The sequence below is a fragment of the Novosphingobium piscinae genome (genome assembly GCF_014230355.1).
Lineage (GTDB): Bacteria > Pseudomonadota > Alphaproteobacteria > Sphingomonadales > Sphingomonadaceae > Novosphingobium > Novosphingobium piscinae.
The window spans coordinates 1-21794 of record NZ_JACLAX010000030.1 but is presented as its reverse complement, the minus strand read 5'-3'; the positions used below and the strand labels follow the sequence as shown (position 1 = coordinate 21794).

The 21794-nt window shown below is 69.8% G+C and carries 21 protein-coding genes; 5 read left to right on the top strand and 16 right to left on the bottom strand.

The annotated features are described in order from the left end of the window. Window positions 1-138: 138 nt before the first annotated feature. From H7F53_RS16815 to H7F53_RS16790, 6 genes are all read right to left on the bottom strand, one after another. On the bottom strand, window positions 139-669 hold the full coding sequence (locus H7F53_RS16815; protein ID WP_343062124.1) for a GNAT family N-acetyltransferase: 531 nt from the start codon (window positions 667-669) through the stop codon (window positions 139-141). After that, a complete protein-coding gene (locus H7F53_RS16810; RefSeq protein WP_185680671.1) occupies window positions 666-1874 on the bottom strand; it encodes a DUF445 domain-containing protein in 1209 nt (402 codons plus the stop codon). The genes H7F53_RS16815 and H7F53_RS16810 overlap by 4 nt, the downstream gene beginning before the upstream one ends. Before the next feature lie 62 nt (window positions 1875-1936). Beyond that, window positions 1937-5125: an efflux RND transporter permease subunit gene (locus H7F53_RS16805; protein ID WP_185680670.1), complete on the bottom strand. Its 3189-nt coding sequence runs from the start codon at window positions 5123-5125 to the stop codon at window positions 1937-1939. Window positions 5126-5146: 21 nt separating this feature from the next. Then, the gene (locus H7F53_RS16800; protein WP_185680669.1) at window positions 5147-6361 is read right to left on the bottom strand and encodes an efflux RND transporter periplasmic adaptor subunit; all 1215 of its coding nucleotides are present in this window, start codon (window positions 6359-6361) and stop codon (window positions 5147-5149) included. Window positions 6362-6617: 256 nt separating this feature from the next. After that, entirely contained in the window at window positions 6618-6917 is a 300-nt protein-coding gene (gene sciP, locus H7F53_RS16795) for a CtrA inhibitor SciP (RefSeq protein WP_185680668.1), read from the bottom strand. Window position 6918: 1 nt separating this feature from the next. Continuing rightward, window positions 6919-7302 carry a hypothetical protein gene (locus H7F53_RS16790; RefSeq protein WP_221773792.1) on the bottom strand — a complete coding sequence of 128 codons (384 nt, stop codon included), beginning with the start codon at window positions 7300-7302 and terminating at the stop codon, window positions 6919-6921. A 128-nt stretch (window positions 7303-7430) separates the two neighbouring features. On the opposite strand from H7F53_RS16790, the gene mnmA reads away from it, so the two are divergent. Continuing rightward, window positions 7431-8609 (top strand): tRNA 2-thiouridine(34) synthase MnmA, encoded by a 1179-nt coding sequence (mnmA, locus tag H7F53_RS16785; protein ID WP_185680666.1) that lies wholly within the window; start codon window positions 7431-7433, stop codon window positions 8607-8609. Between the two features lie 28 nt (window positions 8610-8637). Here mnmA and H7F53_RS16780 read toward each other — a convergent pair whose 3' ends face one another. After that, window positions 8638-8994, bottom strand: a complete 357-nt coding sequence (locus H7F53_RS16780; protein WP_343062123.1) for a hypothetical protein — start codon at window positions 8992-8994, stop codon at window positions 8638-8640. A gap of 59 nt (window positions 8995-9053) precedes the next feature. On the opposite strand from H7F53_RS16780, the gene H7F53_RS16775 reads away from it, so the two are divergent. Continuing rightward, entirely contained in the window at window positions 9054-10223 is a 1170-nt protein-coding gene (locus H7F53_RS16775) for a serine hydrolase domain-containing protein (protein ID WP_185680672.1), read from the top strand. A gap of 58 nt (window positions 10224-10281) precedes the next feature. On the opposite strand, the gene H7F53_RS16770 is transcribed toward H7F53_RS16775, so the two are convergent. Together H7F53_RS16770 and pdxH are read right to left on the bottom strand one after the other, a co-directional pair. Beyond that, window positions 10282-11226 carry a cation diffusion facilitator family transporter gene (locus tag H7F53_RS16770; RefSeq protein ID WP_185680665.1) on the bottom strand — a complete coding sequence of 315 codons (945 nt, stop codon included), beginning with the start codon at window positions 11224-11226 and terminating at the stop codon, window positions 10282-10284. A 7-nt stretch (window positions 11227-11233) separates the two neighbouring features. Next, on the bottom strand, window positions 11234-11851 hold the full coding sequence (gene pdxH / locus H7F53_RS16765; protein ID WP_185680664.1) for a pyridoxamine 5'-phosphate oxidase: 618 nt from the start codon (window positions 11849-11851) through the stop codon (window positions 11234-11236). Window positions 11852-12032: 181 nt separating this feature from the next. Here pdxH and H7F53_RS16760 point away from each other — a divergent pair, with 181 nt between their 5' ends. Genes H7F53_RS16760 through fabI form a run of 3 tightly spaced genes read left to right on the top strand, consistent with a single transcriptional unit; the run spans window position 12033 to window position 14935 of the window. Continuing rightward, window positions 12033-12992, top strand: a complete 960-nt coding sequence (locus H7F53_RS16760; RefSeq protein ID WP_185680663.1) for a DnaJ C-terminal domain-containing protein — start codon at window positions 12033-12035, stop codon at window positions 12990-12992. Window positions 12993-13044: 52 nt separating this feature from the next. Further along, window positions 13045-14127, top strand: a complete 1083-nt coding sequence (locus H7F53_RS16755; RefSeq protein WP_185680662.1) for a YihY/virulence factor BrkB family protein — start codon at window positions 13045-13047, stop codon at window positions 14125-14127. Window positions 14128-14131: 4 nt separating this feature from the next. Beyond that, window positions 14132-14935, top strand: coding sequence for an enoyl-ACP reductase FabI (fabI, locus tag H7F53_RS16750; protein WP_185680661.1), 804 nt, complete (start codon window positions 14132-14134; stop codon window positions 14933-14935). A gap of 168 nt (window positions 14936-15103) precedes the next feature. Here fabI and wecC read toward each other — a convergent pair whose 3' ends face one another. The 7 genes from wecC to H7F53_RS16715 form a co-directional block, all read right to left on the bottom strand. Continuing rightward, complete coding sequence (gene wecC / locus H7F53_RS16745) at window positions 15104-16405, bottom strand: UDP-N-acetyl-D-mannosamine dehydrogenase (RefSeq protein WP_185680660.1); 1302 nt, start codon at window positions 16403-16405, stop codon at window positions 15104-15106. Then, on the bottom strand, window positions 16383-17528 hold the full coding sequence (wecB, locus tag H7F53_RS16740; protein ID WP_185680659.1) for a non-hydrolyzing UDP-N-acetylglucosamine 2-epimerase: 1146 nt from the start codon (window positions 17526-17528) through the stop codon (window positions 16383-16385). Before wecB ends, wecC begins: the two co-directional genes overlap by 23 nt. A gap of 62 nt (window positions 17529-17590) precedes the next feature. Then, a complete protein-coding gene (locus tag H7F53_RS16735) occupies window positions 17591-18139 on the bottom strand; it encodes a hypothetical protein (RefSeq protein ID WP_185680658.1) in 549 nt (182 codons plus the stop codon). A gap of 93 nt (window positions 18140-18232) precedes the next feature. After that, window positions 18233-18760 carry a demethoxyubiquinone hydroxylase family protein gene (locus H7F53_RS16730; protein ID WP_185680657.1) on the bottom strand — a complete coding sequence of 176 codons (528 nt, stop codon included), beginning with the start codon at window positions 18758-18760 and terminating at the stop codon, window positions 18233-18235. A 5-nt stretch (window positions 18761-18765) separates the two neighbouring features. Beyond that, on the bottom strand, window positions 18766-19245 hold the full coding sequence (locus H7F53_RS16725; protein ID WP_185680656.1) for a disulfide bond formation protein B: 480 nt from the start codon (window positions 19243-19245) through the stop codon (window positions 18766-18768). Window positions 19246-19253: 8 nt separating this feature from the next. After that, on the bottom strand, window positions 19254-20609 hold the full coding sequence (locus tag H7F53_RS16720) for a S41 family peptidase (RefSeq protein WP_185680655.1): 1356 nt from the start codon (window positions 20607-20609) through the stop codon (window positions 19254-19256). A 99-nt stretch (window positions 20610-20708) separates the two neighbouring features. After that, window positions 20709-21794: murein hydrolase activator EnvC family protein (locus tag H7F53_RS16715; RefSeq protein ID WP_185680654.1), on the bottom strand; the 1086-nt coding region annotated here is incomplete at its 5' end.

Here is a 21794-nt window from a genome sequence, read left to right as displayed (position 1 = left end):
ATCTTCCAGGTCGCCGACATCGGACTCGTCGGCGACCTCTTCGCCATCGTCCCCGAGCTCACCGAAAAGCTCTGACACACACCCCAGGCCAAACCGAAAAGCCCCGCAAAACGCGGGGCTTTTCTCTGGGTCTCAAGCTCAGCGCAGGCGCTCGTACAGGGTCAGCACCGTCCCGCTATCCTGCGTGTGCTCATGATAGGGCACGAAACCCAACCGCGCCGCCAGCCGCTCCGACGCGACATTGCCCTGTTCGATCATGCAGGCCACGCGCTGGCAGCCGTGGGTCTGGTCGAACCAGGCCAGCACCGCGTCCATCACCACCGAGGCCACCCCGCGGCCCCACCAGTCGCGTCCGATGATCCAGCCCGCCTCGGCCACGTCGTTCATGCCGGGCAGGCCGCGCCAGCTGCGGAACACGCCGCAGTGGCCAACAAAGGCCCCGCTCTGCGCCTCGCGCACCATGAAGGTGCCATAGCCGTGCAGTGCCCAGCTGCCGGCATTGCGGTAGAGCCGGGCAAAGCTATCCGCCTCGTCGGGCTGATGGTTGCCGAGAAAGCAGCGCATCTCCGCTGGCGCGGTAAGGGCATGAAGCGCGGCGTGGTCATCGGCCTGCGGTGGCCACAGTGCATAGGGGCCGGCTTGCAGCAGGGGGGCGTCACGCTCGCTCACAACCAGATCTCCACGGCATGGATGGCCAGTCCGAACAGACCGCCGACCAGGGTTCCATTGATCCGGATGAACTGCAGATCCCGCCCGACCGCGCTTTCGAGCCGGGCGGTCACGGTTGTGGCATCCCACCGCCGCACCGTGTCCGACACCAGCCGGACGATCTGCGCGCCATAGCGCGTGACGAGACCGACCGCGGTGCGGCGGGCGAAGCGGTTGATCTGCAGCTGCAGCACCGGATCATCGCGCAAGGCTCGGCCAAGCTCGGCCAGGCCCTCGCGCAGCTGGGCGCCGCTACCCGCGCCGGGATCGCGCGCGCGAGCGATCAGCCCGGTGCGGATCTGCTCCCAAACGCCCTGCCACCAGTCTCCCACCGCCGGGTTGGCCAACAGCTCGCGCTTGGCCCGCTCGACCCGGTCGCGCAGGGCTTCGTCGTGGACGAGATCATGAGCGAGCCGGCGCAGGCCGTCCTCGATCTTGCCGCGCAGCGGATGGTCGGGATCGACGATCACTTCGGCGAGCAGCTTGTAGAGCCCATCGATGACCGAGTTGGCGAGACGCTCGTCGAGCCCGGTCCAGCGCAACACCGAACTGGCGCGCTGATGGACCAGATCGCGCACCAGCGCCTCGTTGTCCTCGAGCGTGAAACCGGCCCAGCGCACCAGACTGCCGATCACCGGGCCATGCCGCCCGTCGGCGATGGCGGCCGCCATCATGCGGCCCAGCAGGGGCGCCACCTCGATCCGCTCAAGCTGACGCACCAGCCCGGCCCGCACCTGCCGGCCGAGGCGTTCCGGATCGAGCGATTCGAGCACCTGGGCAAACAGTTCGGCGGCTCCGGCACGCAAGCGCGAACTCTGCCCTGCCCCGGGATGGCCCAGCCAGGCGCCGGCGACGGCGGCGAGGTTGAGTTCGCGCAGGCGGCGGGCGACCACCTGCGGGGTCAGGAAGTTGTCGCGCAGGAACGCCGCCATGGTGTCGGCGATGCGGTCCTTGTTCTCCGGGATGATCGCGGTGTGCGGAATCGGCAGGCCGAGCGGCCGCCGGAACAGGGCCGTGACGGCGAACCAGTCGGCCAGACCGCCGACCATCGCGGCTTCGCTGAAGGCAAGGACCCAGCTCCACGCGGGATGGCTGGGGAGCAGATGGCGGGCGAGCAGGAACAGTCCCGCCATCGCCAGCAGCAGACCGGTCGCCGCCCTGCGCATGCGCCGCGCGCGATCCGGCAGGGGGCCACCGGCGGGCCACCGGCGGCGCGGACCCGCTACGATCACTCCGCCGGCTGGGCGGCCGGGCCGGCCGCGGGGTGGGCGTGGTGCGGCTCAAAGGTAAGGAACCGCTTGCGCAGCGCCGGGCCGAGCCGCTTCTCGAGCCCATCGGCCAGGCTGAACGCCGCCGGGACGATCAAGAGGGTCAGCGCGGTCGACAGCACCAGCCCGCCGATCACCACCACGCCCATCGGTGCACGCCAGGCCGAATCACCGCCCAGCGAGATCGCGGTGGGCAGCATGCCCGCCGTCATCGCGACGGTGGTCATCACGATCGGCACGGCGCGCTTGTGCCCGGCCTCGATGATCGCGTCGAACTTGTCGCGTCCCTGCGCCATCTCCTCGATCGCGAAGTCGATCAGCAGGATCGAGTTCTTCGCGACGATGCCGAGCAGCATGAGGATGCCGATCAGCACCGGCATCGAGACCGGCTGGCCGAAGAAGCCGAGCAGCAGCAGTCCGCCAAGCGGGGCGAGGAACAGCGAGCCCATGTTGACCAGAGGCGATACGAAGCGGTGATAGAGCAGCACGAGAACCGAGAAGACCAGCAGGATCCCGGCGATGACCGCGATCGTCACGTTGCTGATCATCTCCTGCTGCCAGCGATCCTCGCCATAGGCCTTGTTGGTGACGCCAGGCGGCAGATTGCGCATGATCGGCAGATTGTTGATCGCCTCGGTCGCCTGGCTCTTGACCACCCCCGGAGGCAGGTCCGCACCGATGAACACGCGGCGTTGCTGGTCATAGCGCTGCACGCTGGTGGGGCCCGAGCCGAACCCGATTTCCGCCACGCGCGACAACGGCACCGAACCGCCGCTGACGGTCGGGACCGGCAGGTTGGCAATGTTCGACAGGTCGCGCCGGGCCTCGACGGGCATGCGCACGCGGATCGGGACCTGGCGGTCGGACAGCGAGAACTTGGCCGCGTTCTGATCGATTTCGCCCTGGGTGGCGATGCGGATCGCCTGGCTGAGCGCCTGGGTGTTGACGCCCAGGCTGGAGGCGAGATCGAGCCGGGGCTTGATGATCACTTCCGGGCGGCGCAGATCGGCGCCGATGCGCGGGGCGACGACCTGGCGCAGACCCTTCATCTCCTCGACCAACTGCGTCGCGGTCCGCTCGAGCAGCACCGGATCCGATCCGGCCAGCATGATCGAGATCGGGCGCCCACTGCCGCCACCGCCGCCGCCACCGTTCATCGACTGGAAGGTGATCCGCGCATCGGGAAACTTCTGGAGGATCGGCGTGAGCCGCCGGGTCAGCGCCATGCTGGTCTCGTCACGCTTCTTGTGCAGCGTCACGAACAGGCGCGCATTGCCTTCGGAGATCCGCTCGAGCACCGAATCGACAGCCGGCTCCTTGCGCATGAAGGCCGCCACATTGGCTGAGACGTCGGCGGTTTGCTGCAGCGTGGTGCCCGGGACCATCTCGATCCGGACCTGGACAAAGTCGTTGTTGCTGTCGGGGAAGAACTGGCCGGGCAGGACCATGAACATGACGATGGTGAGCAACAGCGCACCGATTGCCACCCCGACCATGCCAACCCGGTGGTCGCGCAGCCGCGCCGCGAACCGGCGACCCCACGACAGCCGGCCGGTGACATCGCGGTGGGCGGCGCGATAGGCATCAGCCTTGCTGGTATCGAGCGACCAGTGCAGGACGTCGAGATAGCGGTCCATCGCCCGGCCGCCGGCGTGCTCGGCCTGACCATGGGCCTTCAGGAAATAGGCCGCCACCATCGGCGTGATCATGCGCGCCACGGCCAGGCTCATCAGCACGGAAACCACCACGGTCAGCCCGAAGTTCTTGAAGAACTGACCCGAGACGCCCGGCATCAGGCCGACCGGCAGGAACACCGCGACGATCGAAAAGGTCGTCGCGACCACGGCCAGACCGATCTCGTCGGCTGCGTCGATCGACGCCTGGTAGGCGGTCTTGCCCATGCGCATGTGGCGCACGATGTTCTCGATCTCGACGATCGCGTCGTCGACGAGCACCCCCGCAACCAGTCCCAGCGCCAGCAGCGACATCTGGTTCAGGGTGAAGCCGAGCAGGTCCATGAACCAGAACGTGGGAATCGCCGACAGCGGGATGGCGATCGCGGCGATCACCGTGGCGCGCCAGTCCCGCAGGAAGAAGAACACCACGATCACCGCCAGCACCGCGCCCTCGACCATGGCCGACATCGAGCTTTCGTACTGCTTGCGGGTGTAGTCGACGCTGGTGAACAGCGGACGGAAATGGATCCCGGGCGTGTCCTTTTCGAGCTGGTCGAGGGCCTTGACCGTCTCGTCATAGACCGACAGGTCGGATGCGCCACGCGCCCGGCTGATCCCGAAGGTCACCACCTCGCGCCCGTTCATCCGCCCGCGCGAGGTGACCTCGCCGAAGCTGTCGCTGACCCGCGCGACGTCGGCCAGCTTGACCGAGCGGCCGCCGCCCAGCGCGATCTCGGTCTGGCTGAGCTGGAACGCGGTGCGCGCATTGCCGAGCACGCGCACCGACTGGCGCGAACCGGCGATCTCGGCCCGGCCACCGGCGGCATTGGTGTTGAGCTGCCGCAGGGCCAGATTGACCTGGCTCGCCGTCACCCCGGCCGCCTGCATCCGCGCCGGATCAAGCGTCACCAAGATCTCGCGGTTGACGCCGCCGCCGCGGGTGACCGTGGCCATGCCGGGGATCGCGAGCAGGCGCTTGGCCACGCGATCGTCGATGAACCACGAGAGCTGCTCGAGCGTCATGTCGTCGGCCGCGGCCGCGAAGTAGGCGATCGGGTCGGACGAGGTCTGGGCCTTGATCACCTGGGGTTCGAGAATCCCGTCAGGCAGGTCGCCGCGGACCTGATCGACCGCGTTCTTGACCTCATTGACCGCGGCATTGATGTCCTCACCGAGCTGGAACTCGACCAGCGTCTGGCTTGAGCCCTCGGTCGCGGTCGAGCTGATCGAGTTGACCCCGGCGATGGAGCGCACCGCGGATTCCACCCGCTGGGTGATCTGCGTTTCGATTTCGGTCGGCGCGGCACCCGGCTGGGCGATGGTGACGATCACCATCGGGAATTCGATGTCAGGCTGGTTCTGGACCTCCATCCGGTTGAAGCTCACCAGGCCGGCAAGCATCAAGCCGATGAACAGCACGATCGGCACCACCGGGTTGCGGATCGACCAGGCCGAAATGTTGCGGAAGCTCATGGTCTGCGCGTCCCGCGCCGCTTAACGCGGCTGCTTGGCAGCGGCTGCCAGCTGGGGGTTCACGGTCTCGCCCGGCTGGAGGAAGCCACCAGCCCGCAGCACGACCCGCTCGGTTCCGGTCAAGCCCTCGACCACAGCAATCCCGTCAGCCGTCACCACACCTGTCTTCACGGGTCGGCGGACGACCTTGTTGCCGGGCCCGACGACGTAAACGTAGCTGCCCGCGTTGTCGGACAGAATGGCGCTTTCAGGAAGCTTCGGGGCCACCACCGTCCCCGCCCGGATGACGACGCTGGCAAAGCCGCCGGGGCGCAGTTCGGGCGCATAGGCCAGCGCGATTCGCGCCGTGCCCTGACGCGTCGTGGCATCGATCACCGGCGAGATCTGCCAGACCTGCCCGGTGAAGCTGCGCGGCGAACCGACCGGGGTCACCTCGGCCGAGACCCCCGGCGAGAGGGCCGCGAGATCGGTTTCCGAGAGACGGGCCTGCAGCTCCAGCTCTCCGCCCCGTGCCAGCCGGAACAGGATCCCGGCCCCGCCCCCAACAACCTGGCCGCGCTCGACGCGGCGTTCCAATACGAGACCGTCGGAGGGTGCGACGATGTTGAGGCGGGCCGCCTGGGCCTGGAGCTGGCCCAGGGTGGCCCGGGCGACGTTGACGCGCGCATTGGCGGCGTCACGGGTGGCGGTGAGGCGGTCGATGTCTGCCTTCGAGATGAAGCCGCGTTCAACCAGCTTGAGCGCACGCTCGAGATTGGCCTGGGCCAGCCGGGCATCGGCCACGGCGACCTGGACCTGCGCTGCCTGGCTGGCCTGCTGCTGGTTCTGGACCGAGCGATCGATGACGGCCAGCACCTGCCCCTGACGCACCCAGTCGCCGGCCTCGACCCGGACATCGACGACCTGGCCACCCTCGCCGACCGAACCGATCGGCTCATCGCGGCGCGCCGCCAGGGTGCCGGTGGCGTTGATCGCGCCCGCGATCGTTGCTCGGCCGGGCACCACCACGGTCACGGTCGCGGCCTGCTGAGCCACATCGCCGGCATCGCCCGATGCATCGTTGCGATGCACGAAGAACCACAGCGCGATCAGCAGCACGGCCGCGGCGGCGATGATCAGCCAGACCCTCCGCGCCGAGGCGCGATCCTCATGGGCCAGGTCCAACTCGTCTGCGGCGACCATCGGGGCCGGGACGGGCTGCGCGCTCGGGGTCTCGATCCTGGCCTCGTAAGTCATGACGAAATGGTCTCGCAGGGGAGGCGCCACACGGCGCCAAGCTGTATTACATCGACAAGTCACCTTCCGCAATGGGCATTCACCCCTGCACAGCCGACTGCCCAGCCGCTCAAATAGTCGCTGGGGTGGCAACAGGCAATGCGTCGATTGGGGTGGGGCACCATGGGGCCGTGCGACATCGCCCACGGCAAACGGCCAGACCCCTGGGGGTCCGGCCGTTATGCACGGATCCCGGCCTCGGCCGGGTCCGGATCGCTCAGTACTTGAGCTGGCGCTCGTAGAGATCGCGGTAGTGCTGGATGCGGGTAACGCGCAGGCCCTGCATCCCGGAGCGGTCGACCGCCCGTTGCCATGAGGCAAACTCCTCCAGCGTCAGGTTGTAACGCTCGCAGGCTTCCTCGATCGTGAGCAGGCCGCCATTGACCGCCGCGACCACTTCCGCCTTGCGCCGCACGACCCAGCGGGTGGTGCTTGGCGGCGGCAGCGAATCGAGGGTCAGCGGCTCCCCAAGCGGGCCAATCACCATCGCGGGACGAATGTTCTGGTTCTCGATCATGCTATTCCTCGGTCGCCGCGAGTGGGGGAACGGCGACTGATCCCGTGATGGCGCAAGGCCGTTTGCTATTGGCCGAATAAACAGGGTTAACGCTGGCAAGCGGGCGACAGGACGAAAGCACGGCCTCTCCAACGCTGGCAAAGCTGCCGGCAGGAGGGATGGCGACACCTTCGGCGGCGATCACCTGGCGCAGGGCGTGGATCGCCGCGAAGCGGGCACGCAGAGCGCGCCAGTCCGGCTGGCGCAAGGGGATCGGCGCGGCGACCCCGGGCTCGCCCTCCGCCCCGTCGGCAGCTGCCGGTCCGAGCACGGGGAATCGTGCCCGCAGGTCCGCGCTTGCGCTGGCCCCTGGCCAATCCTGTTCGAAGTCGTAGCCCATCTGCATCGGCGCGTCTTACGCCAGGGTTGGTCAAGGCTTGGTAAAGAGGGCATTTACGGGTCAGACATAGACATTAACGCTCTGCCTTTTTGGCGGTTTTGGCTTTTCCGGCCGGCGCGTGTATGGGCCTCGCGATGAACCGCGCCCTCGCTCTTTTGCAGGACCTGCCGGAGTTGGGCTCCTGGCCCGAGCTGTTCCAGCTCGGCGCCCCCGGGGCAGCGCTGGCCGGTCGGCGGATCGTGGTCGCCATGTCCGGCGGGGTTGACAGTTCGGTCGTCGCAGCGCTGGCAGCGGCGAGCGGAGCCGAGGTTATCGGCATCACCCTGCAGCTCTACGACCATGGCGCGGCGACCGGACGGAAGGGCGCCTGCTGCGCCGGGGACGATATCCGCGATGCCCGGGCCGTCGCCGACCGGCTCGGCATCGCGCACTACGTGTTCGATCACGCCAGCAGCTTCCGCGCCGAGGTGGTTGACCGCTTCGCCGACGACTATCTGGCCGGACGGACGCCGATCCCCTGCATCCGCTGCAACATGGGGCCCAAGTTCACCGATCTGCTCGGCATGGCGCGCGAGCTGGGGGCGGACTGCCTGGCCACCGGGCATTACGTGCGCCGCCTGGTCGGGTCGGACGGTCCGGAGCTGCACCGCGCGGTCGATCCGGCGCGCGACCAGAGCTACTTCCTCTACGCCACCACCGAAGCCCAGCTCGATTTCCTGCGCTTTCCTCTGGGCGGCCTGCCCAAGCCGGCGGTGCGGACGATCGCCGCAGCGGCCGACCTGGCGGTCGCGGCCAAGCCGGACAGCCAGGACATCTGCTTTGTCCCCGATGGCGACTATGCCAAGGTGGTCCGCGCCGTGCGCCCGGAGGCCGAGGCCGGCGGCGAGATCGTCCACGCCGAGACCGGTGCCGTGCTGGGCCGGCACCGCGGCGTGATCCATTACACCGTCGGCCAGCGCCGCGGGCTCGAGATCGGCGGACTGGCCGAGCCGCTCTACGTCACCGGGATCGACGCCGCGCACCATCGCGTGCTGGTCGGGCCGCGACGCCTGCTGGCGGTCGGTGCGGCGCGGATCGGCGAGACCAACCGCATCGGCCCACTGCCCGCGGCCGGCCAGCCGCTTCACGCCAAGGTGCGCTCGCTGGCCAAGCCGGTACCGGTCACGCTCGACGGGGCACTGGGCGATGGCGCGTCCGCCCGGCTGCGCTTCCTCGCACCGGAGTACGGCGTGGCTCCCGGCCAGGCCGCGGTGCTCTACAGCGGCGACCGGGTGATCGGCGGCGGCTGGATCGAGGCAACCGAACCGGCCTGATCCGACCGGTGCGGGCTACTCTTCGGGGTCAATCGGTCCAGCGGTCGAGCTGGCAGCCCCAACCCTCCCGATAGGTCGCGCTCTGTCGCAGCACCAGAGCGAAACGGGCCGTGACGCGGCGCGCGGCCTCGTCGGCACTCAGCGTCACGAGCCCCATGCCCGGCTCGAAGTCCTCCCGGCAATCGCCCAGCGGCCGCCCGGCGACGTAGTGGCACGAGCAGGCCACCCGCGCGCCATAGGCGGCGCCGAGCCGCGCGGTGGCGAGGAGCGGCCGGGCATAGGCCGCCAGCAGCGCCAGGGCGAGCAGCAGGGCCAGCGCGAGCAGGCGGCGAAGGTGGCGACGTGGCTGTCCGCCGGACCCAGACGAGACGGGTGAGGTGGACACAGGTATCGGGCGCGGGGGAGTTGCCATCACGGGTCATTCTTCGCATGACGGCGCCCGCCATGTCGACCCCGTCCCCTTCCCTGCCGACCGGCAGCCCTGACCGACCGGTGTGGCGCCGCGTCCGGGGCCTCGGCACGGCCTTGCTGCTGGCCGCCCTGACCGCCTGCAGCCGCGGCACACCGGGACCGGTCCCGCTCGATCCGGCGGCGCTCGCCGCGGTCGATCCGGCCCCCGGGGTGCCCCGAACCGCCCTTGCCCGCGCGGTCGACGACCTGTTCGCGGCCGACCGCATGGGCGAGACCAGGGCCCTGCTGGTGTTCTCCGGCGGGCGCCTGGTGGCGGAGCGGTATGGGCCGGGCTTCGATCGCGACACCCGCCAGATCGGCTGGTCAATGTCCAAGACCATCACTGCGGTGCTGATCGGCCTGCTCGTCTCCGACGGACGGTTGCGGCTGGACGAAACCGCGCCGGTCCCCGCCTGGCAGCGGAGCGGCGACGCGCGCGGCGAGATCACCCTGCGCCAGTTGCTGCAGATGCGCTCGGGCCTGCGCCACAGCGAAGGCGGCAGCCCGCTATGGCGTGCCGACGAGGTGCGCATGCTGTTCCTCGACGGCCGCGACGACATGGCGGCCTATGCCGAGGCCCAGCCACTTGAGGCCGAGCCGGGGCGACGGTTCGAGTATTCGAGCGCGACCAGCGTGATCCTGGCCGATCTGGCCGCACGCGCGCTGACCGACAGCGCCGACCCGGCGATCCGGCGCCAAACTGTGGCGGAATACCTGCGTACACGCCTGTTCGAGCCGGCCGGGTTGCGCTCGATGGTGGCGGAGTACGACGCGGCCGGCACGATGATCGGTTCGAGCATGGTCCATGCCACAGCACGCGACTGGGGCCGCTTCGGCGAGTTCCTGCGCACCGGCGGCGCGGTGCGCGGGGCCCAGGTGCTGCCGCGCGGCTGGATCGAGTTCATGACCAGGCCCTCGCCGCGCAATCCCGGTTATGGCGCGCAGCTGTGGCTCAACCGGCCCCAGGCCGACGGCGCGGTGGTGCTGCTGCCCGGCCGGGCCCCGGCCGACGCCTTCGCCTGCATCGGCCATCTCGGGCAGTACGTGCTGGTCTCCCCCCGGCAGAAGCTGACCATCGTGCGGCTGGGCCACAGCGACCCGGCGCAGCGCCGGCGCGTGCTCGATGGGCTGGCCGACATCCTCGCCCTGTTCCCCCGCCGCTAGGCCGCCCTGCCCCCAGCTGCCCTGCCGCCAGCCGCCCTGCCCCCAGTCACCGCGCCGCTCACGCCGCCGGAGCGCCCGCCTCGGGAGTGGTCAGTTCGGGCCGCGCCGCCAGGCCCTCGTCGACATGGCCTTCGGGATCGGGGTGGATCAGGATCTCGATCCCGGGAAACTCCTCGAGGATCTTGGCTTCGATCTGGTCCATCACGTCGTGCGCCGCGGCCACCGTCATGGCCCCGTCGACCCAGACATGGAACTGCACGAAATCCCGGTTGCCGGCAGTGCGGGTGCGCAGGTCATGGACGCCGCGCAGCTCGGGATGGCGGCCCAGCACCTCGATGAACCGCTGTTTCTTTTCCTCGGGCCATTCGCGGTCCATCAGCTGCTCGATCGCCTCCTGCGAGGCGCCCCAGGCACCCCAGGCGAGCCATCCGGCGATGGCCAGACCGAACAGCGGATCGGCTCCCCGGATGCCGAGGTACTGATCAAGGCTGAGCGCGGCGATCACCGCGAGGTTGAGCAGCAGGTCCGACTGGTAGTGGACATGATCGGTCGAGATCGCGAGGCTGTTGGTGCGGCGGATCACGTGGCGCTGCCAGGCGAGCAGGGCGAGCGTGGCGCCCATGGCGATCGCCGAGACGATGATGCCATCGTTCGCCGCGGCGGTCCGTCCACCGGCCAGGAGCTGCTGCACCGCCCGCGCTGCCAGCCCCAGCGCCGAGATCGAGATCAGCATGACCTGGACCATTGCCGCGATCGCCTCGGCCTTGCCGTGGCCGAAACGGTGGTCGTGATCGTCGGGCTGGGCCGCCACCCACACGCCGGCGAGTGTCGCGAAGCTGGCGATCAGGTCCAGTCCGGTATCGGCCAGACTGCCGAGCATTGCGGTCGAACCGGTCGACCAGGCGGCCCAGGCCTTCAGGCCCAGCAGCAGCAGCGCGACGGCGATGCTGGCCAGGGCGGCACTGCGGTTGAGTGCAGAGACGGAAGGGTCCGGGCCGGCCATCGGGGCGTCAGGGATAGAGCAGGGTGCTGGCCCAGCCGTCGGGCGCGGCGGGGTCGCGGACGTAGCGGCGGCGCTCGTGCAGGCGGTGCTCGCGGTCCTGCCAGAACTCGATCGCCCGCGGGACCAGCCGGAAGCCGTACCAGTGCGCCGGCCGCACCACTGCGCGATCGGCAAACTGGGCCTCGGCCGCAGCGAAGCGCGCGGTGAAGGTGGCGCGGCTGTCCAGCGGGGCGGACTGGTCGGAGGCGACTGCGCCGAGCTGGCTGTCGCGCGAGCGGCTGGCGAAATAGGCGTCGGCCTCCGCCTCGCTGACCCGTTCGACCATGCCCTCGATGCGGATCTGGCGGCGCAGCGACTTCCAGTGGAACAGCAGCGCGGCCTGGGGATTGGCGAGCAGTTCGCCGCCCTTGCGGCTGCGCGAATTGGTGTAGAACACGAACCCGTCCGGCCCGTGCCCCTTGAGCAGGACCATCCGCACCGACGGCCAGCCCTCCGGCGTGGCCGTGGCCAAGGCCATAGCGTTGGAATCGTTGATTTCGGTGCCGCGGGCCTCGCGGTACCAGAGGTCGAACAGGGCGAACGGATCGCCGTGGGGGAGGGAGGTCGCCGCGGATTGAGTTGCCAAGGGAATTTCCAGTCACTGCCGAGAGGGCGCGCCTGACCCCGCCATAGCCCCGGCGGCCGCATTGGGAAAGGGCGCCGGACCTGTCTTGCCGGGCAGGCTGCCACGGCCCGTCCGCAGCCGAACCGCCCGCCAGGCGCCCGTTTCCCTTGTACCGGCCGCCGCGCGCAACTAGCTAGGGGGAATGGCTGATCCATACGCGACCCTGGGGGTGGCTCGCGGCGCGAGCGAGAAGGACATCAAGTCCGCCTATCGCAAGCTCGCCAAGGAGCTTCACCCCGACCGGAACACGGACAATCCCAAGGCCGCCGAGCGCTTCAGCGAGGTGACCCGGGCCTACGACCTGCTGTCGGACAAGGACAAGCGCGCCCGTTTCGACCGCGGCGAGATCGACATGGACGGCAACCCGGCCAATCCGTTCGGAACGGGGTTCGGGGGCGGCGGGGGCCAGCGCGGCTTCCGCCACGAGGGCTTCGGCGGCGGCGGACCCGAGGGGGTCGACATCTCGGACCTGTTCGAGGGGCTGTTCGGCGGCGGCACCCGGCGCGGCGGCGGGGGCGGAGGCGGAGGTGGGCCGTTCGGTGGATTCGGCGGCGGGCAGCGCGCCGCGCCGAAGGGCGCCAATGTCCAGTACCGGCTGCAGGTCAGCCTGACCGATGCGGCGGTGCTGGCGCCGCAGCGCATCACCCTGTCCGATGGCAAGACGATCGATCTCAAGCTGCCCGCCGGGGTCGAGGACGGCACCCAGATGCGCCTGGCCGGCAAGGGCGAAGCGGGGCCCGGCGGGGCGGGAGACGCACTGATCACGATCACGCTGCAGCCCCACCCCGTGTTCCAGCGCGACGGCGACCACCTCAAGCTCGACCTGCCGGTGACACTCGACGAGGCGCTGGCCGGGGCCAAGGTGCGCGTGCCGACGGCGGACGGCGCGGTGATGCTGACCATCGCCCCCGGCACCACGTCCGGCAAGACGCTGCGGCTCAAGGGCAAGGGCATGACGCGCAAGGACGGGGCTCGCGGCGATCAGCTGGTGCGGATCCAGATCGACCTGCCCCCGGCCGATTCGCCCGAGCATGCGGACCTGCTGCGGCGGCTGGACGGTTGGCAGGACAGGCGCGAACCACGCGCGCGGTTCGGCGGCTGAACGGCCGCAGCGGCAGCGCTGCTGCCGGGCGCGAGCCAAGGGAGGGCAAGCGATGGAGGAGCGCCCGATCGCCGGCCCTGACGCCGCCACCCCGGTGCTGTCGCCGCCCGATCTGTCACCCGAGGCGCGTCGCCGCGAGGCACTGCGCCGCCGCGACCTTGTGCGGACAGCATCGGCCGATGGCGGACCGATCCCCCGGGCCGGGCACGCCCTGGCGCCTCGCGCGCGCCTGCGTCGGGTGCTCACCCGGGTGTTCACGGGGGTCTGGAACGACGGCTTCATTCACGCCGGCAACCTGGCCTACATGGCGGTGGTCGCGCTGTTTCCCTTCTTCATCACGGCGGCGGCAATCTTTTCGGCGCTGGGCGAGCGCGATGATCGCGCCGCCATGATCAACGCCTTTCTGCTCGCCGTGCCGCCGGCGGTCGCGCGCGCGGTAGCCCCCGTCGCGCACGACGTGGTCGAAGCCCGCGCCGACGGGCTGCTGTGGATTGGCGGGCTGGTCGGGCTGTGGACCGTGGGCAGCCTGATCGAGACCATCCGCGACGTGCTGCGCCGCGCTTACGGCACCCGCGCGACCCGAGCCTTCTGGCGCAATCGTCTGGGCTCGAGCGGGATCATCATCGCCGCGGTGGTCGCGCTGCTGCTGTCGCTGATCGCCCAGGTGGTGATCGGCGCGGTCGAGCAGGCCATCTTGGTCTGGGTCCCCCGGCTTGAGCCGCTCACGCACGACATGGCGCTCTCGCGACTGATTCCCGCGGTGGTCCTGTTCGGGTCGATTTACCTGCTGTTCCTGTCGCTGACCCCCACAGCCTATCGCGGCCCGCGCTATCCGAAATGGCCCGGCGCGGCGTTCGTGACGGCCTGGTGGGTGGGCGTCACGATCTCGCTGCCCTGGGCGCTGCGCCGGCTGCTGCACTACGACGCGATCTACGGCAGCCTCGCCGGAATCATGATCACGCTTTTCTTTTTCTGGCTGGTCGGCTTAGGGATGGTGTTAGGGGCCGAGCTGAATGCGGCGCTGGCGGAAACGCCGGAGGAGCAGGACCTGCTCGGACAGGACGACAACAGCGCCCATGAGGGTGGCCCACGGCATGGTGTGGCGCCACGGCGCAGGAACGAGGGTGGAGATTAAGCCAATGACCGGACTGATGGCGGGCAAGCGCGGGCTCATCATGGGCCTGGCGAACGACAAGTCGCTTGCCTGGGGGATTGCCCGGAAGCTGCACGAGCACGGGGCCGAACTGGCCTTCTCCTACCAGGGCGAGGCGCTCGAGAAGCGCGTCCGGCCGCTCGCCGCCAGTCTGGGCAGCGATTTCCTGATCGACTGTGACGTGTCGGACATGGCCGCGCTCGATACCGCTTTCGACCAGCTCAAGGCGCGCTGGGAGACAATCGACTTCGTCGTCCACGCGATCGGCTATTCCGACAAGAGCCAGCTGCGCGGCAAGTTCTACGACACCACGCTCGACAACTTCCTGATGACGATGAACATCTCGGCCTACAGCCTGGTCGCCGTGACCAAGCGTGCGGTCGAGATGATGCCGAACGGTGGCTCGATCCTGACACTGACCTACTACGGCGCCGAGAAGGTCGTCCCCCACTACAACGTGATGGGCGTGGCCAAGGCCGCGCTCGAGGCCAGCGTGCGTTATCTCGCCAACGATTGCGGACCAGCGAACATCCGCGTCAACGGCATCTCCGCCGGACCGATCAAGACCCTCGCCGCGAGCGGCATCGGCGATTTCCGCTATATCCTCAAGTGGAACGAGCTCAACGCCCCGCTGCGCCGCAATGTGACGATCGAGGACGTCGGCGGCTCGGGGCTGTACTTCCTGTCCGACCTCTCGTCGGGGGTCACCGGCGAGGTCCATCACGTCGACGCGGGCTATCACACCGTCGGGATGAAGCAGGAAGACGCGCCCGACATCGCGCTGGGGTGAGGGGTGTGTCCGGCTGTCGTCTGCGCGTGGCCTTCGACAGGCTCAGGCTGAGCGGATGTTGATTGTGGGGCTGGCGATGAAGGTGCCATTCCAGGATCGGCACAGCATTCCAAACCCCGCTCAGGCTGAGCCTGTCGAAGCCCACGCGCGACGTTCACCGCACCTGACTTACCCCACCGCCTTCAGCCGGGGCGCGGTCGCCGCCTGCACTGCCGGCTGGTCGGGCCAGATCCCGCGCGTGTCGTAGACGATCTTGCCCGCGCGTTCGGACAGGGGGATCGACCTGAACAGATCATGGTCGACCAGCACGATGAGGATCTCGCAGGTCTCCAGCGCGGTATCGATGTCGATCAGCTCGACTGGCGTGCCCTTGTACTCGAGCGGGAGCGCATCGACGAAGGGTTCGACGATGGCGATGCGCTCGGCATGGCGGCGCGCCAGCGTCGAGGCGACCAGCCGCGCCGGGCTCTCGCGGAAATCGTCGATATTGGCCTTGAAGGCGAGCCCGAGGCAGGCGACGCGCGCGCCGGGGTGGGCGGCGATCAGGGCATCGGCCTTGGCAATGACATGGTGGATCTTGGTGTCGTTGACCCCGCGCGCGGTACGGATCAGCGGGGTGTCCTCGGGCGCGGAGTGGACGATGAACCAGGGATCGACCGCGATGCAGTGTCCGCCCACGCCGGGGCCGGGCGAGAGGATGTTGACCCGCGGATGGCGGTTGGCGAGGCGGATCACCTCCCACACGTCCAGACCCATCCGGTCGGCGACGATCGACAGCTCGTTGGCGAAGGCGATGTTGACGTCACGGTAGGCGTTCTCGACCAGCTTGGTCATCTCGGCCGAGCGGGCATCGGTGGTCACGCAGGTGCCGCGCACGAACAGCTTGTAGAAGGCCAGCGCCTTGCGGGCGCAGCGCGGCGTGATGCCGCCGATCGAGCGGTCGTTGTTGGCCAGCTCCTCGAGGATCCGGCCCGGCAGCACGCGCTCCGGACAATAGGCGAAGGACACGTCCGGGGTATCGGCGGCCAGCCCGGGGAACTTCAGGTCGGGCCGCAGCTCGGCCATCAGGTCGCGCAATTGCTCGGTAGTGCCGACCGGCGAGGTCGATTCGAGAATCACCGTGTCGCCCGCCTTGAGCACCGGTGCAACGGCGCGGCCGGCCTCAAGCACATAGCTCAGATCGGGGGCATGATCGTGGTCGAACGGGGTCGGCACAGCGATGACGAAGACGTCGGCGGGCTCGACCGCGGTCGAGGCGGTCAGCAGGCCGCGCGCGACCACGCCATGGACCAGCCCGTCGAGATCGACCTCCTCGATGTGGATCTTGCCCTGGTTGATCGTGTCGACCACCTGCGGCGAGACATCCACGCCGCGCACCCGGCAGCCCGCGCGGGCCACGATGGCAGCGGTGGGAAGTCCGATATAGCCCAGTCCGACGACGCAGACTTCAGGCTTGTTGTCCAACTTCATTGGCGATCAGCTCCACGATACGGGCCGAGGACTGGCCGTCGCCAAACGGATTGTGGGCGCGGGCCATGGCCTCGTAGGCGGCCTTATCGTCGAGCAGGGTGAACAATTCGGTAACGATGCGATCCTCGTCGGTGCCGACCAGCCGCGCGGTTCCGGCGGCGACCCCTTCGGGCCGCTCGGTGGTCTCGCGCATCACCAGCACCGGCTTCCCCAGCGCCGGAGCCTCTTCCTGGACCCCACCCGAATCGGTCAGCATGATCTCGGCCAGGCCGAGCAGGCGGGCGAAATGGGGGTAGTCGAGCGGTTCGACCAGGGCGACGTTGTCGAGCCCGGCGAGGGCCCCGTCCATCACCGCTCGGACGTTGGGGTTGGGGTGCACCGGGAAGATCAGCGCCACGTCGTCGCGGGCCGCGATGCGCCGCACGGCGCGGGCGATCGCCTCGAGCCCGCCACCGAAGTTCTCGCGCCGGTGGCTGGTCACGCCGATGATCCGCTTGCCGGCGAAGCGCTGCTCCAGCGCGGCCAGTCCCGCCACCAGCCCGGGTTCGGCGGCGATCCGCGCGGTCACCCAGTGCAGCGCGTCGATCACCGTGTTGCCGGTGACATGGACCCGCGCCGGATCGACGTTCTCGCGGTGCAACGCGGCCGCGGCGGTGGCGGTGGGGGCGAAATGCAGGCTCGCCATGGTCCCGATGATCTTGCGGTTGACCTCCTCCGGCCACGGATGTTGGATATCGCCCGAGCGCAGCCCGGCCTCGACATGGTCGACCGGGAGCTTGCGGTAGTAGGCGGCGAGCGCGCCGGCCATGGCCGTCGCCGTATCACCCTGGACGATAACCCGCGCCGGGCGGACCGTATCCATGACCGCGCCGAGCCCGGTCAACAGCGCCGCGGTCAGCCCGTCGAGGCTCTGCCCGGGCTGCATCAGGTTCAGATCGTGATCGGGAACGATGCCAGCGATCTCAAGCACTTGATCCAACATGCCGCGATGCTGGGCAGACACACAGACCACAGGCTCAAGCCGGGGATCGGCGCGCAGCGCGGCAATCACCGGGAACAGCTTGATCGCCTCCGGACGGGTGCCGAAGATGACAAGGATGCGGGCGGGGTGTGCAATCGTCATCCGGCGCGCTTAGCACGCACCGGTTAAGGAGTTGATCGCCGGATGCCGCGCCGCGGCGCCGCTCAGGGCTTGGCGGGAACGGCGCCGGGGTCCGCGGCCGCGCGCTGGCGGGCCTCGTAGTCCTTCTCGGCCTGTTCGACCCGCGCCTGGGTAGCGGCCGCCTCGGCATCGGTCACGGCGGCGCGCTTGGCGCGCTCATCCTCGATCATCTTGGCGAAGTTGACGTCGGTGGCGGCCTTCTTCTCGGCATAGGCGGCATTGATCAGCTTCTGGGTGCAGCCGAGCACGCCGCCCGGCCCGACCGGTGAGCACGACTGGATGCCTTCGCGCCCGACGGTCTCGTAGGCCAGCACGCGCTGGGCCCAGGCCTCGCTCTTGCTGGACGGGGTTTCGCGCAGCGGTGCGGGGATGCGGAAGCGCTCTGCCTCGGCCTTGCGCGCGCAAACCGTGATCTCGATCCCGGCCGAGGCCGGGCAGGGATCGTCGCCGTAGACGATGATCGTGTTGATCCGTTCGCCCGACGCCGGTGCGGCGTCCTGCGCCGCCAGCGGCGCCAGCCAGCCCGTGCCGAGGCCGAGGGCGGCGAGAATCAGCGTGGCAGAACGGCGCATCGATACGGCTCCCATGATACTGCCGGCCTATAGGCGCCGGCATGTTTTAACGCCAGATGAAGCGGACGGCGCCCCGGTCCTCCCGCATCGCGGTCAGATCCGCTCGGACAGGCGGATCGCCATGCGACAGCCCAGCCGGATCGCCCCGCTCAACAGCGGATAGGCCGGCGCCTTTTCGGCCCCCGCGGCGATCGCCGCGGCATGGTGCTCGCGCTCGTCGTCGCGGAATGCGGTGATGATCCCGGACAGTTCGGGATCGGCCTCGCCCAGCTCCTCGAGCTGCTCGGAATAGTGCCGGTCGATCTCGGTCTCGATCGCGGCGGTGCAGGCCATCGCCGCCTCGGGCCCGATCAGCGCCGTGGCCGCGCCCAGCGCGAAGCCGGCTGCCGACCACAGCGGCTGCAGCGCGGTCGGCCGCACCCCGCGCTCGGCCAGCAGGGCATCGAAGCGGGCGCGGTGGGTCGCCTCCTGCTCGGCCATGGCGGCGATCTCGGCGGCATGCGGGGCGCGGTTGCCCATCACCGCGAGCTGCCCGGCATAGATCCGCACCGCCCCATATTCGCCCGCCTGATCGACCCGCAACATGCGGTCGATCCGCGATTCGGCCCGAAGTTCGCCCATGGTGGTCAGGTCCTTTGGCTGCGCGCGAGGAAGACGCCGATCAGCGCCGCCCCGGCGATCGAGAAGAGGAAGTTGAAGCCGGCGAGCGAGATCCCGAACAGGGTCCACTGCGCCTGGTCGCAGCGGATCAGCGGGGCGTCGAGGATGGCCTCGAGCACGTTGCCGCCGGGCGCCGCGGTGGAGGTGCAGCGGGTCACGCCTTCCCACCAGTGATACTCCACCCCGGCATGGTAGCCTCCGATCAGGCCGGAGACCGCGATCGCCACGGCCGCCAGGACCACCGGCCAGCGCGCGCCCGGCACCGCCAGCCCGAGCGCGGCGAGTGCGAGCGCGATGGCATGGGGGTAGCGCTGCCACCAGCACATCTCGCAGGGGTAGAGCCCGAAGCCATATTGCGACAGATAGGCCCCGCCGAGCAGGGCGGCGGGCACCAGCAGGGCCAGCCAGCGGGCCAGGCGCAGCGCGGCAGAACCGGATGTCGGCATGGGATCCCTTACTTCGCCTTGGCCTTGGCCGGGGCAACGGCCGCACCCGCGCGCCGGATCGTGTTGAGCGCGTACCACAGCTGGAAGTCGTCAATGCCCTTGGCCTTGAGCTCATCCGGCGTGAGCTTGAAACGGGGATCGTCCTGCTTGTCGTCCTCGAGTTTCTTGTCGTCGAGGTCGACCTCGTTGACCAGATGCCCGCGCAGGTCGCTCTCACGGAAGGCGAGCTGCGAGCGCTTGCGCGCGTCGGGATCGGAGATCTGCGGCACGCGGATGTCGGGTTCGATCCCCCCCTCCTGCACCGAACGGCCCGACGGGGTGTAGTAGCGCGCGGTGGTCAGCTTGACCGCATGGGTCTTGTCGAGCCGGATCATCGACTGGACCGAGCCCTTGCCGAAGCTGCGTTCGCCCATGATCAGCGCGCGGCGCTGATCCTGCAGCGCGCCAGCGACGATCTCCGAGGCCGAAGCCGAGCCGGCATCGATCAGCACGATCACCGGCAGGCCCGCGGCGGCATCGCCCTTGAACATGGTTTCGGCGCGGTAGTACTCGTTCTCTGCAGCGACCCGGCCGCGCTGCGAGACGATGTCGCCCTTGGCCAGGAACAGGTCGGACAGGGCTACCGCCTCGTCGAGCGAGCCGCCCGGGTTCTGTCGCAGATCCAGCACGATCCCGGCCAGCTTGCCCGCGGTCTGGCGGCGCAGGTCGGCGATCGCCTGGTTGACGTAGTTCCCGACATCGGCAGAAAACTCGTTGACCGAGATCACCCCGACGTTGTCGGTGAGCTTGGAGGTGACCGGCTCGAGGCTGATCACCCCGCGTTGCACGGTCAGGTCGAACGGCTGATCGCGCCCGGGGCGGAAGAGGGTCAGGCGGATCTTGCTGCCCGCCGGGCCGCGCATCCGGCTGACCGCCTCGTCGAGGTCGAGCCCGTAGATCAGCTTGCCGTCGAGATGGGTGATGTAGTCGCCCGCCTTGACCCCGGCCTGCTCCGCCGGGCTGCCGCGCATCGGCGCGATCACCTTGACCGCGCCGTCATCGCCGACCACCGACAGGCCCAGCCCCGAGTAGTTCCCCTCGATCATCGTATCGAGCCGCAGCAGGCTGGGGCCCTCGAGATAGGAGGAGTGCGGATCGAGGCTGGCCAGCATGCCGTCGATCGCGCCCTTGACCAGCTTGTCGTCGCTGACCGGCTCGACATAGTTGGCCTTGATCAGCTGGTAGATGGTGAACAGCCGTCCGAACTCGGGCCCGGCGCGCGCATCGACCGCGGCCAGCCCGGCGGTGGCGACCGGCAGCAGGGCGATGGCTGAGAGCAGCAGCCCGGCCGTGGTGGCGGAGCGGAGACGGGAGACGGACGTCATGATGGGCATGGGGCCTTTGGCACGGGAGTCCGCGTCGTTCTATACGGGCACGGCGGTGAACGCCAGATGGCCATGGGTCCGCCCCGCGCGGGCGCGGGGCTAGGGCCGCACGACCTCGAGCGGATTGACCGGCACGCCCTGTCGGCGCAGCTCGAGCGCCACGACCGGGCGGCCCGGTCCGGCGGTGCCGAGCGGCGATCCGGTGACCAGCGCGGTCCCGACATCGACCGAGAGCTGGGCCAGCCCGGTGATCAGGCTGGTCCAGCCAGCGCCGTGATCGATGATCACGATCTGGCCATACCCACGGTAGGGCCCGGCGAAAGCGACGCGCCCGGCGGCCGGCGCGATCGCCTGGGCTCCCGGGCGCGCCGCCAGCGCTACCCCGCGCGACAGCGGCGCGCCCGGCAGGGCCTCGCCGAAGCCGGCAACCAGCCGGCCCTGTACCGGAAACACGAAGGCCGGGGGCGGTGCAGCGGGGGCGGCACCGATCGTCGGCTCGAGCCGAGCCGGCCGAGCCAGGTCCGGACTGGCCGGGCGCATCACCGGGCCGGGCAGCGCGGCCAGCGTCTCGCGCAGCGCCCCGGCCTTGCCGAGGGCTTCGCTGAGCGCGCCCAGATCGCGCGCCTGCTCGGCCAGGGCGAGCGCACGCTCGCTCTCGCGGTCGGCAATGCCCGCGGTCTGCCGGGCGGCCAAGCGCTGGCGGGTCTCGAGCGCGGCCAGCTCGGCGCGATGGCGCGCCAGATCGCGGCGTTCCTGGGTCAGCCGCTGGATGGCGGCATCGGCATCGGCGCGCAGCGCCCGGCGGCGGTCCAGCTCCGCGCGCACCCCGGCAGTCCGGCGCGCCACTTCAGGGAGCATGGTGGTCAGCATGGCGCGCAAGTGCATGGTGTCACGCACCGAACCGGGCTGGAACAGGGTAAACACCAGGGGCCGCCGCGCCAGCCGCTGCAGCGCCCCGGTCAGCCTGACCAGGGGTCGCTGCTGGATGGCGAGGCGAGCCCGCAGCGCCTCGAGCTGACGGTCGATCAGCGCGATCGTCGCCTGTTGCGCGGCAACTCCGGCCTCGGCCTGCTGGATCCGCGCCGCCGCCGCGGCGGCGGCAGCCGCGCTGCGCTCGGCGGCGGCGCCAGCGGCGCGGGCCCGGGCCTCGAGCTGCTCCGCCCGGCGCTGTGCCGCGGCACCCTG